The sequence below is a fragment of the Micrococcus sp. M4NT genome, assembly GCF_033790745.1.
Classification (GTDB): Bacteria; Actinomycetota; Actinomycetes; order Actinomycetales; family Micrococcaceae; genus Micrococcus.
This window is the reverse complement of record NZ_JAMYEH010000013.1, coordinates 78,687-93,409: the sequence shown is the minus strand read 5'-3', so window position 1 is coordinate 93,409 and position 14,723 is coordinate 78,687. Positions and strand designations below refer to the sequence as shown.

The following is a 14,723-nucleotide window of genomic DNA, read 5'->3' as shown; positions in this document are numbered from 1 at the left end:
CGTTCCCGCAGATGGCGTGTCGTGACCACTCGGGACGCGTCGACGCGCCCGCGCCGGCACCATCACGGAAGCGCGTTGTCCTGCATCACCCCATGTGAGACAGGACATTCACCCCGAGGCACCGGCCACCCGGGATTCACCTGCAGTTCCTCATCGGTACGCCCGCGCGCCGTCCACCCGCCCTAGCCTCCGGAGGTCACTCCCCCCGCGACCTCAGGAGCTCCCGTGATCCCGCGCTGCGCCCACCTCACCACCGCCACCACCCTGGCCCTCAGTGCCTGCGTCCTCGTGCCCGCCGCCTCTGCCGTCGCGGCCACCGCCTCGATCGCCTCGCCCACCACGACCGACTCCTCGCTGGCCGCGCCCGCCGATCGCGTTTCGTTCAGCGTCCTCCCCGACACGCAGTTCTACTCGCGCTATGCCACCGCCGGCACCGGAGACCAGTACATGACCCGCTACGGCTCGGAGCCCTTCCTGGCCCAGACGCAGTGGATCGCGGACAACGACCAGGCCTACGACGTCGCCTTCACGATGCACCTCGGTGACGTGGTGGACCGCGCGAACCAGCCCGAGGAGTGGGCGGTGGCGGACGAGGCCATGTCCGTGCTGGAGCAGGCCGGCGCCCCGTACTCGGTGCTGGCCGGCAATCACGACGTCGGCGCCGGCGCCTCGGACACTGACGCCGTCTCCTACGAGACCTACGTCTCGCACTTCTCCGCCGAGCGCGCGGCGCAGCAGTCCACCTTCCTGGAGCGCGACCCCTCGGGTGCCTCGGAGGCTCACCTGGTGGCGCAGGACGGGACGACCTTCCTGGTGCTGGCCATCTCGTGGCAGTCCCAGCAGGAGACTCTGGACTGGGCGAACCGCGTGATCGCCGCCCACCCGGGCGTCCCCACGATCCTGACGAGCCACCAGATCCTCAACGTGGACGAGGCCACCGGCGAGCCGCTGTCCACGGCGTACGGCGAGCGCCTGTGGAACGACGTCATCGCGCCCAACGACCAGGTGTTCCTGACCCTCAACGGCCATCACCACGGTGCCACCGAGCAGGTGCGCACCAACGACGCCGGGCACTCCGTGCACCAGATCCTCATGGACCACCAGATGGCCTACATGGGCGGCAACGGCTACATGGGCCTGCTGGAGTTCGACCTCACCCACGGCAAGATCTACCAGACGACCTTCTCGCCCTGGGTCATGCAGAAGCCGGCCGAGACCCTCGTCGCCGAGGACCAGGCGCTCCTGGACGGCCGGTACCAGACCTTCACACGCGACTTCGACTTCGCCGGGCGCTTCCCGACCCTGACGATCGGCGCCGCCGACGAGACCTCCTCGACCGCCGCGCTGCGCGACTGGATCACCTCGACATTCCAGGCCCCCACGCCGCGGCCCGCCGCAGAGCCTGCGAACGAGTCGGACTACCCGGTGGTCGAGGGCACCGTGGCCCACTGGCGCATGCCCGACGACGTCACGGACGGCCAGGTGGCCCCGGTCGGATCCCGCATCGAGGACATCGCGGCCGGCAACACGCTGACGCGCGCGCCCCTGAACGAGCCGGGCGTCACGGGCGCGGAGGAATCGGACGTGACCTGGTCCACGGACCACCACCACCTCTCCTCGGATGCCGGCTCGGTGTGCTTCGACGACGCCGGCCGCACCGGCAACACGGCCAGCTACTTCACCACCGCCGACGGCGCGGACGTGAACGACGAGACCTTCCCGAACGGCTTCACCCTCGAGGCGTTCATCAAGATCGACCCGGACTTCACGCCCGAGGAGAACGCCTGGATGCAGTGGCTGACGCGCGACGGGCAGCGGGAGAACCTCCCCGGCTATGTGGACACCGAGGGCGATGAGCCCCCCTTCGCCTGGGCCTTCTCCAACCTCCGCGAGGTCCAGCTCTCCGTGGTGGACTCCCAGGCCCCGGTCGCCACGGAGACGTCCGCCTGGTCCGGCGAGATCGTGGGCAGCGGGCAGTGGCACCACCTGGCAGCCGTGAACGACCCGACCACGAAGACCACCACCATGTACGTGGACGGTGTGCCGGTGCTGCGCAACGCCACGGAGACCGTGGGCATCGCCCACGACGAGGCGCAGCGCTGGGTGTTCGGCGCCGGCTCTTACGATGGCCAGCGTCAGTCCGGCTTCCTCGGCTGCCTCGGCGAGACCCGCATGGTGGACCGCCCGCTCGCCCAGAACCAGTGGCTCACCTCCCGCGCGGAGACCACGACGCCGGTGGATCCGGCCCCCGTCGAGCCGACCCCCGTGGCGCACCCGGAGCGCATGCTGACCCGTGGCGACGCCGTCGCCCTCGTCCGAGACCGCACCGGCGTGGACCTGACCGGCATCCTCGCCGACCAGCGGGGAGGCCTGCGCCCGAACACGCCGATGACCCGCTCGGAGTTCATGGCCGTCGTCGAGCAGGCGACCGGAGAGCAGGTGCACCTGGCGGACGCGGAGAAGCCGGGCCAGGGGCGAGGCAAGGCCAAGGGCCACTCCCGGCACCTGACCCACGGGGAGGCCGCCGAGGCGCTCGCACACCTGCGTTGACCGTGACCCCGCCGGGGCGACCCGCGGAGGGTCCCCGGATCCTGGGCGAGTCTCGACGAGCGACCTGACCTGGCAGGAAGTCGACGGGAGACAGCGGCTCGAGGTCGGCTCTCACGTGCGGGCCGACCTCCAGGGGCGCGGCTGCGCGGCCGAGGCCGCGGCAGCCCGCCGGGACCCCGCGCGGAACGCGCAGCGCAGTGCCGAGCTCGTCGCGGACATCCACCCGGAGAACACGGCGTCGCGGCGGGTGACGGAGAGGATCGGCGGGGACGGCCCTCGGAAGGACATGGGTGAGCCCCCACCTCAACGGCGGGGGCTCACCCATGGAGTCAGCTCACTTGGCGTGGCGCTGGAGCAGCTCCTTGGCCTTCTCCAGGCCGGCGGCCTCGATGTCATAGGAGCCGGTCGCCTTGTAGTGGTCCTCGACCGCGTCCGTGACGCTGTACTCCTCCGGGTTGCCGGGGGGCGTGGACGTCTCCAGGACGTGGAGCAGGTAGGTCTCTCCGGCGGCCAGGGCCTCGGGGGTCTCATGTGCCATGCGAGTCTCTCCTTGCAGTGCTGACGGTGGAGGAAGAGAGCGTATGACACCGCGGCGTCAGGACGCCAGCATCCGCACCGTCGCCAGGTTCCGGGCCGTGCCCACGACGCCGAGGGTCCGCTCGATCCGAGTCAGCGTGAGCGGCGAGTCTCGCACGGTCGTGGCGTGGCGGATCCAGAGGAACCGGCCCACGAGCACCGCGCGGTCCTCCCCCGGGTCCAAGGCCGCGAAGGCCACCGCCCGGCTCGGGTCCGGGACCGCGTCCAGCAGGGTGAGCTGCACCGCCTTCGGCTCCTGCTCCGGCCAGCCCTGCGCCTCGAGCACGGCGAGGGCCTCCCGGAGCTCGGCCGGCGACGTCGCCATCACCGGCACGTCGATGTCCCGCTCAGCCCGCGCCGCGGCGGCCACGGAGGCGGCGACGGCGGCCGGGTCCGCGCCGGCGGGCAGCGTCAGGATCACGTTGCCGCTGGCCTGGACCGTGCGGACGTCCGTGCCGCCGGCCTGCTCGGTCCAGCGGATGAGGTCCACCTTGGGGATGCGGCGGTGGGCGCCCACGTTGATGCCCCGCCAGAGGAGCACGTGGACGTCGCCCAGCGTCGTCGGGGCAGCCATGGTCAGCGCGCCTCGACCAGGTGGGCATAGACCACGCGGTTGTCCTCGAACGTCCGTGTCCACGGGTTGTAGCCGTCGCACGTGATCATGCGCAGCTCCGGGCGCTCGGTGTTCCCGTAGACCTCGTCCGTGGGGAAGTCATCCTTGCCGTACTCCTCGACGCGGCCCACCTCGAAGACGGCCGTGGTGCCGTCCTCGCGCTCCACCGAGACGACGCCCCCCGGCTCGAGCTCCGAGAGGCGGCGGAACACGCCGTCGTTGTTGCCGTACGCGCTCACGTGGCCGAGCAGCACGGCCGGACCGCGCTCTCCGGGCGTGGGCGAATGGATGTACCACGCGGCGGGCGTCCCCGGGTCGCCGGAGGGGACCTCGAGGGCGCCGTCGTCGCGCAGGCCGAGATGCAGCAGCTCTGAGTCCAGGCCGATCTCGGGGGCGGAGACGGAGACGGGCTCGGACGCGGGCAGCACGTCGGGTGCGCCCTCCTCCGCGGCGGCCGTCGACGGCGGCGCGGAGCCAGTCGAGGCGGACGCGCTGGGTGCCGACGCGGGGGAGCTCGCCGAGGCCGAGGCAGGCGGGGTGGACACGGGCGTCGCGCTCGGGGACGGCGCGTCGCCGGAGGACGAGAGGGAACGGCGATACGCGCTCTCACGGACGTCGGCGAAGTGCGGGGAGGACGACGAGGTGGACGGGCTGGGTGCGCTCGTCGCCGGCACGGGCTGGGTCGGCGAGGCCGTCGGGGTCGAGCAGCCCGTGACGAGGAGAGACACGGCAGCCGCGGACGCCCACAGGCGCCCGCGGCGGCGGTCAGGGGATCCGGTCATGCGCGAAGCGTAGGGGATCCGCCGGGAGGGGTGCCGGTGTCAGGCCTGCGCACGACGGCGGGTCGCCACACCGGCGCCGACGACGGCGGCCAGGCCCAGCGCGCCCACGGCCAGGGCGGCGGCGGGATCGGACTCCGGGGCGATGCCGGTGTCCGCGGCGCCGACGGGCACCTTGGTGACCTGCTTCTCCTCGGCCTCCTTCGTGGGCTCGGCCTCCTTGGCGGCGGACGCCGTGATCGCGGCGATCTCCTCGGCGGCGGCCCTCTCCCGGCCCTCGACCTTGATGCCGGTCGCCACGTCGATCTCGCAGCCGATGCCGTCCTGATCGGAGTCCAGGTCGTCGTGGTAGAGGTCCGAGGACTCCTTGATGTTGCCCTTGCCGGCGGCCCACGCGTCCTCGCAGTCGGCGTAGGTGTACGCGGCGTCCGGCTTCGCCTGGTCGCGCGGGTCGTGCGAGGCGGTGGGGGCAGGAGCGGGCTCGGCGGACGGCTTCGTCGCAGGGGTCCACTTGTGGGTGCTGGATCCCTTGGGAGGGTTCACGCACGCGACCTTGTCCCCGTCGCCGTCAAGGCCCTTGCGGAAGCCGGGGGTGTCCGGAGTGATGTGGGAGAGGTTCGCGGCGTAGACCTCCTGGCAGTTCGCATAGTAGGGCGCAGCCGTGGCCGGGGCGGCGGCGAACAGGGACACACCGAGGGCGGCGGTCAGGGTGACGCCGGTGGCGAGCTTCTTCATCGGGATTCCTCCGAGATCGTGGCGGGTGCCGTCCCTCATGCCGTCGTGTGGTGGGGGCGACATCTCGCATTCAAGCCGATCCCTCCAGCGATATCCATTCGACAGCCGGGGTGCCGCACAGGCCCCGATCAGCTGCCTCGCGCACACCGCCGCTTCCTGTGCTCGTCATCACATCCACCGTCTGACCTGGGAAGCTCCCGGCCGCGTCAGGGCCTTAACGTGTCCGGCCCGTCAGTAGCCTGCCTGGATGGACATGGACACGCGCGACCCCCACGCCCCGGCGGACCGGGAGCTGCTGCAGCGCGCCGCGGACGAGTGGCGTGACGCGCTGATCGACGTCGGCGGCACCAACCGCCTGCTGCACTTCCGCAGCACGGCCGCCACGGTGGACCTGGCCCAGGCCGCGCCGGACGCCTACACGGCCCTGCTCGCGGGCGGCGCCGTCCGCCTCTCCCAGCTCTTCCCGGGAGCGGACGCCCACGCCGCCGCGCACCGCGCCTGCACCCAGCTGCACCGCCGGCAGCGCGAGGCCGTGGAGGAGTACGGCGTCCCGGTCACGCACCTCGCGGTCGGCTTCGCCACCTGGCTCGGCGAGTCCGACGCCGCCCCCCGGCCCCACGCGCCCGTGCTGCTGCGCCCGCTGCAGATCGAGCGCACTCGCGGCGCCGGGGAGGGCTGGACGCTCACCCTCACGGACGACGTGCAGGTCAACACCGTGCTGCTGCACGTGCTCGCGCACGCGGGCGCCGAGATCGCCGAGGAGGACCTCCTCGCCCCGCTCGAGGACCTCGGCCCCGAGCAGGGGATGCGCGTGAGCCTCGCCCGGCTGGACGCGCTGGCCGCGGACGTCGAGGGCTTCGCCGTGATGCAGGAGGCCGTCCTCGCCGCCTTCTCGTACCAGAAGCAGCCCATGGTCGCGGACGTCACGGACCTGGACGCCCTGGCCGGCTCCGAGCTGGTCCGGGCCCTCGCCGGCGAGCCGGACGCCATGCGCGGCGCCCGCACGGCCGCCACGGGCGTGCCCGTGGAGCCCTCGTCCCCGGACTACGCGCCCGTGGACTCCGAGTACCTCGTGCTGGACGCGGACGCCAGCCAGTCGTACGTGGTCAACGCGGCACTCGCCGGGCGGAACCTGGTGGTGCAGGGCCCTCCCGGCACGGGCAAGAGCCAGACGATCGCCAACCTGATCGCCGCCCTGATCGCCTCGGGGAAGCACGTGCTGTTCGTGGCGCAGAAGCGCGCCGCCATCACCGCCGTCCTGGACCGCCTGGACCACGTGGGGCTCTCCCACCTGCTGCTGGACCTGTTCGCCGCGGACGGCTCGCGGCGTCTGGTGGCCGAGCAGCTGAAGGCCGCCCTCGAGCGGCCGGAGGAGGACACGGGCCCGGAGGACGTCGCCCTCCACAGTCGGCTCGCCGCCGCCCGTGACCGCCTCGTGGCGCACAAGGACGCCCTCACCGAGCCGCGCCACGGCTGGGGGATCAGCGTGAGCGCCCTGCGCACCGGCACCGCCGGCATCCCGACGGCGGCCCGCACCTCCTTCCGCCTCCCCGCCTCCGCGTTCGGCGACTGGGCGCCCGGCGACCTCGACCGCCACGCCGCGGCACTGGACGAGCTGCATGAGCTCGGCGCCCTGAGCCCGGCCTGGCGCACCGCCCCCGGCTGGCGCCCGGACGCCCTGCGGACGCGCGAGGACGCCCAGCGGCTGCGCGGCCGCGTGCTCGAGCTGCAGCAGCGCCTCGTCGGCCTGACGGACCTGATGCCGCCGCTGGCCCGCGCCGCCGGCTATCCGGCCCCGGCCACGCTCGAGCAGGTCGCGTGGGTCGTCGGGCTGCACGCGGGCGCCGCGCGGCTCGAGCGGCGGGTGCCGGGTCTCGTGCACGCCCCGGACGTGGAGGAGCTCGCCGCCGCCGTCGGGGGCGGCGAGGACGTCGGGTTCTGGCGGCGCCGCGGCCTCAAGCGCCGCGCGCGGGACGTCCTCGAGGGCGTGCCCCGAGAGGAGCACGCCGCCCTCCTGGCCGAGGCGGGGCACCTGCGTTCCCAGTGGCGCGGCAACGGAGCCCCCTCGGCCGCGCCCGCCACCGCCGAGGCCGAGGCCGCCCTCGCCGAGGTGCGCGCGCTGCTCGGCGAGCTCGCCCCCGCGGTGCAGGGCATGGACCTGGAGGGCCTGGGCCTGGAGGAGCTCCAGAAGCGCCTCGCCCGGCTCACCGACGGCGGCCGGGCCAGCGTGCTCGTCCGCTCGGCTGACGCGCGGGCCGCCCTGGCCGCGGCCGGCCTGGACCCGTTCGTGCGGATGCTCGTGACCCGGCTGTCCTCGGGCGAGCCGCTCGACGCCGAGCCCGGGCTCCTGCTGCGCTGGGCCGTGCTGCGCTCCCTCCTCGAGGAGGCCGAGCTGAGCAGCCCGGGCCTCGCGGGCCTGCGGGGCGCGGACCTGGACCGCGCGGCGCGCGCGTACCGCACGGCCGACGTCGCGCACCTGGCCGCCAACGCCACGCGCGTGCGCCGGCGCGCGGCCGAGCACCTCGAGAGGGAGATCGACGCCCACGGGGAGGAGTACGCCCGCCTGGTCACGGAGATCACCCGCAAGCGCACCGTGCGGCCGGTGCGCCAGCTCTTCGAGGACTCCCCCCACGTGATGCGGGCCGCCACGCCCGTGTGGGCCATGAGCCCCCTCCAGGTCTCCCGGCTGCTGCCCGCCGAGCGGTGCTTCGACGTGGTGGTCTTCGACGAGGCGAGCCAGATCAGGCCCGCCGACGCCGTCCCGGCCCTCCTGCGCGCCGGCCAGGCGGTCGTCGCGGGCGACAGCCGCCAGCTGCCACCCACCGAGTTCTTCACCAAGGTCATGGAGGACGCGTCCGAGGACGAGGACGAGGACGTCGCCCTGGACGGGCGCGGCAGCGAGGGCCGTCGGGACGCGCGGCCCCGCGCCGGGAGCCTGACGAAGGACGCCGAGTCCATCCTGGCGGCCATGGACCGGCTGCTGGCCGGCCAGAGCCGCGGCCTCCAGTGGCACTACCGCTCGCGGGACGAGCGGCTCATCGCCGTCTCCAACGAGCACGTCTACCACCGCAGCCTCACCACCTTCCCGGCCGCGGACGCCCAGGACGCCGTGCGGCACGTGGAGGTGCCCGCGAGCCCCGGGATCAACGGCTCCGCCAACAGCCCCGAGGCGGAGGTGGCCGCCGTCGTCGAGCTGGTGCGCGAGCACGTGCGCCGCCATCCCGGGGAGAGCCTGGGCATCATCGCGTTCGGCGCGAAGCACGAGGCGCGGATCGAGGCGGCGCTGTTCCAGGCCATGGCCGAGGACCCGGCGTTCGAGCGCGCCCTGAACGCGCGCACGGACGAGCCGTGGTTCGTGAAGGCCATCGAGCGCGTGCAGGGCGATGAGAGGGACGCGGTCATCCTCAGCGTGGGCTACGGCAAGGGCGCGGACGGGCGGCTGCGCTACTTCTGGGGCCCGCTCCTGCGGGAGGGCGGCGAACGGCGCCTCAACGTGGCCATCAGCCGCGCCAAGCGCCGCATGACCCTGGTGACGAGCTTCAGCCCGGACGACGTCCCCGCGGACGGGCACTCCTCCGCGGGCTTCCAGCTGATGCACCGGTTCCTGCACTTCATGGCCTCAGGGGGCACGCGGCTGACCGGCGGGCCGAGCGGCGGGATCGCGCTGAACCCGTTCGAACTGGACGTGCAGCGCCGGCTCGAGGAGGCCGGCCTGAGCCTGGACGCGCAGGTGGGCGTGGGCGGCTACCGGATCGACTTCGCCGCGCGGCATCCGGAGAAGCCGGGGCGGCACGTGCTGGCCATCGAGGCCGACGGTGCCTCGTACCACTCCGGCCACACCGCCCGGGAGCGCGACCGCCTGCGGCAGTCCATGCTCGAGGCCCGCGGCTGGCGCTTCCACCGCATCTGGAGCACGGACTGGTTCGCGGACGCGGACGCGGAGGTGGCCAAGACGGTGGCGGCGTTCGAGGCGGCGGTGGCGGCCGACGACGCGGGGTGACGGCGCCTGTCCCCGCAGGCTCAGATGCCGTCGGCCTCGGCCGGGGCTCCGGCTCAGCGGTTCCCGGGGAAGCGCGGGTCGACCGCCTCGCCGCCGGGCGCGTGCACCGTGGCGGGGGCGCCCGTCTCATCGGCGCCGCGCGCGCAGCACGAGCTCGAGGTCGAACCGGGCGTCCGGGTCGTCCAGCGCGTCCCCGAAGAGCTCCCGCAGGCGTCCCACCCGGTAGCCCACGGTCTGCGGATGCACGCCCAGCTCCGCGGCGATCGGCGCGCGCTGGCCCCAATGCGTGAGCCAGGAGAGCAGGGTGGCCTCGAGGATCTCGCGCTTGGCCGCGGTCACGCCCTCGAGCGGCGCCAGCACCCGGCCGGCCAGCTGCGCCACCACGCGGGGCTCGGCTCCCAGCACGACGCGGGCGAGGTGGTGCTCGGCCAGCACGGGATCCCCCGTGCCGCCGCTGCTCTGCACCGCGAGCGTGCGCGCCACCCGGTACGAGTGCGGCGCCAGGCCCCACTCCACCGCCGGACCGACGACGGCCGCCGTGCCCGCGAGGAGACGCAGCATCTGCTCGCGCCGGACGCGGGGCGGCAGGGCGTCCACCACCGCGACCACCTCGGACTCCCGCTCGACCACCAGGCCGGTGCGGCCGAGGCGGTGGCGGACGTCCGCGCCGGCCGCGGCCGGGAGGACCACGACGGCCAGACGGCGCGGCAGGCGCCAGTCGGCGAGCGCGGCGAGGCGCTGCACCTCCTTCTCCTCCGCGCCGCCGCGGATGAGCGCGGAGGCGAGGTCGGAGCGGTAGAGCTCGAGCAGACCCGCCTGGGCCGACTGGGCTTGGGCGTAGGCCTGCGCACTCACGGAGGAGAGCTCGTCGATGTACGCCCAGATGGACTCGCCGAGGTCGATCACCACGGACATGTCCATGCCCTGCCGCGCGCACTCGGCCGAGAGGTCACGGAACACGATCCGCGCAGACGTGCGGTACGCCCCGAGGAGGGCGTCCATGCTGCGGCCCTCCCGGAACTCTCCCGCGCCGAGGGTGGCCATGAGGGCGCGGGAGTCGTCGTTGAGGGCGGGCAGGTCCGTGCCGGGCAGGCGCATGAGCTGCTCGAATGCGGTCCGCACCCCGTGGGAGAGGTTGCGGCCGTACTTGCCGTCCCGGGCTTCGGCGTAGGCCGGGATCTGATCCGGGACGTCCTGGATCATGCGCGCCATGACGGCCGGCAGGGCCGGCGCGAGCTTCTCGGGCAGGTCGCCGGGCAGCGACTGCCACGGGGGGCTCCACTCGCCGTCGTCGCTGGTCAGGCCAGGGTGGACGACGGCGGGGGACGAATCGGGGAAGGGGGCGGGGGGCTGGCTCATCATTGTCTCCTCATGATGAAGAACGTCCCTCGATCGTACGTCCAGCGAGAAGAAACACAGCGTGTCCCGCCATACGCTTGGGCCATGGCCGGACCGACCCTGCTGACCCGCATCGCCTCGGTGCTGCTGCATCCCCTGACCCCCGAGGACGTGCTCGGACTGCTGGACCCCGTGCGCTCGTCGCGCCAGCTGCGCGGCGTGGTCACGGCCGTCACGCGCGAGACCGCCGGCACCGCCACGATCGCCTTCCGCCCCGGACCGGGCTGGACGGCGCACGACGCCGGCCAGTGGGCCCGCATCGGCGTGGACGTGGACGGCGTGCGCCAGTGGCGCTCCTACTCGCTCTCCGCCCCTGCCGGCGCCGACCCGGAGATCACGGTCTCGGACATCGGGGTGGTCTCGGGCACCCTGGTGCGCGGCACCAAGCCCGGGGACGTCCTCTTCCTGGACCTGCCCGAGGGCGACTTCACGCTTCCAGAGGAGCCGCGCCCCCTGCTCATGCTCACGGCCGGCTCGGGCCTCACACCCGTGATGTCCATGATCCGCACGCTCGTGCCACGCCGGGCCGACGCCGACGTCGTGCTGATCCACTCCTCCCGCACCCCGGAGGACGCGCTCTTCCGCGAGGAGCTGGCCGAGCTCGCAGACCAGTTCCCCGGCCTGACGGTGCACCACCGCTACACCGCCACGGACGGGCGCCTGGACCTCACCACCCCCGCCGATCTCGAGGCCCTGTGCCCGGACTGGCGCGAGCGGGCCGCGTACGCGTGCGGCCCGGCCGGCCTCCTGGACGCCGCGGAGGCACTGTGGTGCGCGCACGCCGGCGAGGACCTGCGCATCGAGCGCTTCCGCGCGGACCTGACCGCCGGCGTCGCCGGGGCGGGCGGGCGCGTGACCTTCGAGCACTCGGACGTGGAGGCGGACGCCCCGGGCGACGTGCCCCTGCTCGAGGTGGCGGAGGACGCCGGCGTGGCCGCGCCCAGCGGCTGCCGCATGGGCATCTGCCACGCCTGCCTCACTCCGCTGCGCTCCGGCCAGGTCACGGACCTGCGCACGGGCGAGGTCCACGGCGACCCCGGTGAGCTCATCCAGACCTGCGTGAGCGCGGCCGCCGGGCCCGTGAGCCTGGCCGTGTGAGCCCGGCCGACCCCCTCCCTGCCCCTTCGACATCCATCCATCGCCTCCCGAACCGTCAGGAGACCACCGTGACCCAGACACTCCCCCGCCCCGCCGGCGCCACCGCCCCCGCAGACCCCGCCCTCGCGATCCCGGGCACCACCGTCCGCGGGCGCCAGGCCCGCGTCCTCCCCGACGACCGCCCGGACACCACGAGCTGGGCCCCGCGCGGCGGCGAGGCCGACCCCGCGAAGAGGGCCGCGCCGAAGGCCCGCCCCGGGATGCTGGCCACCGAGGGCGGCCCCACCGTGCGCCCGCCGGCCGCCGCACACCTGAGCGACGAGCAGGTGGCCGAGCTGGGCCGCGAGCTCGACGCGATCCGCGACGAGGTGCTGGCCTCGCGCGGCGCGAAGGACGCTGCCTACATCCGCCGCGTCATCCGCCTGCAGCGCTGGCTCGAGGTGGGCGGACGCACGCTGCTGCTGAACGCGAAGAACCGCGCCGCGTTCGTCGCCGGCATCGCCATGCTGACCACCGGCAAGATCATCGAGAACATGGAGATCGGCCACAACGTCCTCCACGGCCAGTGGGACTGGATGCGCGATCCGGACATCCACTCCACCACGTGGGAGTGGGACTTCGTCACGCCGTCGTCGGCCTGGCAGAACACCCACAACGACGCGCACCACCGCTGGACCAACGTCATCGGCAAGGACACGGACGTGGGCTACAACCTGCTCCGGATGGACGAGTCCGAGCCGTGGCAGCCCCGCCACCTCCTCAACCCCGTCCTCAACGCGGCCCTCGCCCCGATCTTCGAGTGGGGCATCGCCCTGTACGACCTGGAGCTGTCCAAGTTCCAGGCCGGAGAGAAGTCCTGGGCGGAGATGCGCCGGGACCTGGCGTCGGTGGCCGTGAAGGCCTCGCGCCAGGCCGCGAAGGACTACCTGGCCACGCCGATCGTGGCCGAGGCCCTCACCGGCTCCGGCAGGGCCGCGGTCAAGGCCACCCTCATCTCCGTCGTGCTGCGCAACATCTGGGCACACTCGGTGATCTTCTGCGGACACTTCCCCGACGGCGTGGAGACCTTCACGGAGGAGATGGTGGAGGGCGAGACGCGCGGCGACTGGTACGTGCGCCAGATGATCGGCTCCGCCAACATCTCCGGCTCGAAGCTTATGCACTTCATGACCGGCAACCTCTCCCTGCAGGTGGAGCACCACCTGTTCCCAGACCTGCCCTCGAACCGGTACGCCGAGGTGGCACCCAAGGTCCAGGACATCTGCCGGCGCTACGGCCTGCCCTACACCACGGGGCCGTTGCACAAGCAGGTCGGCTCGGCGTGGGCCAAGGTCTTCCGGCTCGCCCTGCCGTGATCGGCTGACTCCCCCGACGGCCGGGCGGGCGGGGACCTCCCCGCCCGGTCTGAACACGGGGACCGGATCTGCGTCCTGGACGCAGATCCGGTCCCCTTCGTGCGATCCGGCCCCGCTCAGCCCTGACGCTCGGCGAGCTCCGCGAGGCGGTCGATCGAGGCGCCGAGCTGCTCCGGGCCGGTGCGCAGCGCGCGCGGGATGCGCTTCGGGTCGGTGAGGCGGTCCCACTCGTAGGTGTGGGTGACGCGGCAGAGCTGCTGATCCCCGATCCCCTCGACCTCCCAGCGCCACAGCTGGCCGAACGGCTCCTCGCGGGGCATCCCGGGCTTCCAGGCGATGCGGCGGCCCTCCTCGAACTCGACCACGTGGTTCGCGCGGTCCACGCCCTTCTGCAGGGTCATGACGAACACGTCCCCGACGGCGGTCACCCGCTGCCCGGGGGCGGCTTCAGCCAGGTTGTCGTTGCCGTCCCACTCGGGCTGGCGGGAGGGGTCCGCGATCAGCTCAAAGACGACGCCGGCCGGCGCGTCGACGTGACGGGTCGCGGACACGACGCGGTCCTCGGGGGCGGGCAGGGCGGTCTCGTCGATGTGCTCCATGGCGTCAGGGTAGGGGTGCACCGCCGCCGTGGGCCATGCCCTCCGCACGCGGGCGAGGAGCGCTCGCACGACCCCGGCTCCTCACCCCCTACCCTCGTGAGCATGACGTCCCGGCTGCGCCTCCTCCTGACCACCGCGATCGTCCCGGTGTTCTGGGGCTCCACCTACGTGGTGACGCGGCAGTGGCTGCCCGCGGACCTGCCCCTCACCGGCGCTGCGATCCGGGCCCTGCCGGCCGGGCTGATCCTGCTCGCCCTGACCCGGCGCCTCCCCCGCGGGGCGTGGTGGTGGAAGTCCGCACTGATCTCCTTCCTGACCATGGGCGGGTTCTTCGTGCTCGTGTACGTCTCCGGCTCCCGCCTGCCCAGCGGCGTGGCCGCCACGCTCATGGCCTCCGGGCCGCTGGTGATGGTGGTGCTGGGCCGCCTGCTGCTCCGCGAGCGAGCGCCGCTGATGGCGTACGTCGGCGCCGTCGTCGGGATCCTCGGTGTGGCCCTGCTGGCCGGCAGCGCGATCGCCACCCTGGATCCCATGGGCGTGGCGGCCGCGCTGACCGGCGTGCTGACGTCGTCGCTGGGGTACGTGCTGACGAAGCGGTGGAGTCCGCCCGTGGACTCGCTGACGTTCAGCGCGTGGCAGCTGACCCTGGCCGGCGTGATGCTGGCACCGGTGGCGCTGGCCGTGGAGGGCCCGCCACCGCCCCTGGGCCTGCCCGCCGTCCTGGGGTTCGCGTACATGGGCCTGATCGCGACCGGGCTGGCCTACGTGCTGTGGTTCCGGGGCCTCGCGGCGCTGCCCGCCCGGACGGTCGGGATCCTGGGGCTGCTCAACCCCCTGACGGGCGTCCTGCTCGGCGCCGCCGTGGCCGGGGAGATGCTCAGCCCCCTGCAGGCACTCGGGGCGGCGGTCATCCTGCTCGGCGTGGGTCTCGGGCTCATGACGACGCCGCGGGTGCTGCGACGGCGGCCCGCCTGACCGGGCCCGCCGCCGTAGACTCGAGACATCCGCCGTCATCGGCGC

Annotated in this window: 11 protein-coding genes and 1 pseudogene; 6 read left to right on the top strand and 6 right to left on the bottom strand. The window is 73.7% G+C overall.

Annotated elements, in window-relative coordinates:
* Window positions 1-225: 225 nt before the first annotated feature.
* Both NJC10_RS10365 and NJC10_RS10360 read left to right on the top strand, forming a co-directional pair.
* Window positions 226-2,550, top strand: coding sequence for a LamG-like jellyroll fold domain-containing protein (locus NJC10_RS10365; protein WP_319076426.1), 2,325 nt, complete (start codon window positions 226-228; stop codon window positions 2,548-2,550).
* A 64-nt stretch (window positions 2,551-2,614) separates the two neighbouring features.
* Window positions 2,615-2,803, top strand: a pseudogene (locus NJC10_RS10360) (GNAT family N-acetyltransferase); the annotation flags it as partial.
* 81 nt (window positions 2,804-2,884) lie between these two features.
* On the opposite strand, the gene NJC10_RS10355 reads toward NJC10_RS10360, so the two are convergent.
* The 4 genes from NJC10_RS10355 to NJC10_RS10340 are packed head-to-tail and all read right to left on the bottom strand — an operon-like array spanning window position 2,885 to window position 5,253.
* Window positions 2,885-3,088 carry a hypothetical protein gene (locus tag NJC10_RS10355; protein ID WP_248115800.1) on the bottom strand — a complete coding sequence of 68 codons (204 nt, stop codon included), beginning with the start codon at window positions 3,086-3,088 and terminating at the stop codon, window positions 2,885-2,887.
* Window positions 3,089-3,145: 57 nt separating this feature from the next.
* Entirely contained in the window at window positions 3,146-3,700 is a 555-nt protein-coding gene (locus NJC10_RS10350) for a DUF1697 domain-containing protein (RefSeq protein ID WP_319076425.1), read from the bottom strand.
* 2 nt (window positions 3,701-3,702) lie between these two features.
* Entirely contained in the window at window positions 3,703-4,521 is an 819-nt protein-coding gene (locus tag NJC10_RS10345; RefSeq protein WP_319076424.1) for a class F sortase, read from the bottom strand.
* A 39-nt stretch (window positions 4,522-4,560) separates the two neighbouring features.
* On the bottom strand, window positions 4,561-5,253 hold the full coding sequence (locus NJC10_RS10340; RefSeq protein ID WP_319076422.1) for an excalibur calcium-binding domain-containing protein: 693 nt from the start codon (window positions 5,251-5,253) through the stop codon (window positions 4,561-4,563).
* 247 nt (window positions 5,254-5,500) lie between these two features.
* Here NJC10_RS10340 and NJC10_RS10335 point away from each other — a divergent pair, with 247 nt between their 5' ends.
* Window positions 5,501-9,253: an AAA domain-containing protein gene (locus tag NJC10_RS10335; RefSeq protein ID WP_319076420.1), complete on the top strand. Its 3,753-nt coding sequence runs from the start codon at window positions 5,501-5,503 to the stop codon at window positions 9,251-9,253.
* Between the two features lie 126 nt (window positions 9,254-9,379).
* On the opposite strand, the gene NJC10_RS10330 is transcribed toward NJC10_RS10335, so the two are convergent.
* Window positions 9,380-10,612, bottom strand: coding sequence for a helix-turn-helix domain-containing protein (locus tag NJC10_RS10330; RefSeq protein ID WP_319076419.1), 1,233 nt, complete (start codon window positions 10,610-10,612; stop codon window positions 9,380-9,382).
* 84 nt (window positions 10,613-10,696) lie between these two features.
* Here NJC10_RS10330 and NJC10_RS10325 point away from each other — a divergent pair, with 84 nt between their 5' ends.
* Both NJC10_RS10325 and NJC10_RS10320 read left to right on the top strand, forming a co-directional pair.
* Entirely contained in the window at window positions 10,697-11,749 is a 1,053-nt protein-coding gene (locus tag NJC10_RS10325) for a ferredoxin reductase (RefSeq protein WP_298714439.1), read from the top strand.
* Window positions 11,750-11,817: 68 nt separating this feature from the next.
* Window positions 11,818-13,104: an acyl-CoA desaturase gene (locus tag NJC10_RS10320; protein WP_319076417.1), complete on the top strand. Its 1,287-nt coding sequence runs from the start codon at window positions 11,818-11,820 to the stop codon at window positions 13,102-13,104.
* A 116-nt stretch (window positions 13,105-13,220) separates the two neighbouring features.
* On the opposite strand, the gene NJC10_RS10315 is transcribed toward NJC10_RS10320, so the two are convergent.
* Window positions 13,221-13,703: an SRPBCC family protein gene (locus NJC10_RS10315; protein ID WP_319076416.1), complete on the bottom strand. Its 483-nt coding sequence runs from the start codon at window positions 13,701-13,703 to the stop codon at window positions 13,221-13,223.
* 102 nt (window positions 13,704-13,805) lie between these two features.
* Here NJC10_RS10315 and NJC10_RS10310 point away from each other — a divergent pair, with 102 nt between their 5' ends.
* Window positions 13,806-14,678: an EamA family transporter gene (locus NJC10_RS10310; protein WP_319076414.1), complete on the top strand. Its 873-nt coding sequence runs from the start codon at window positions 13,806-13,808 to the stop codon at window positions 14,676-14,678.
* Window positions 14,679-14,723 lie beyond the last annotated feature (45 nt).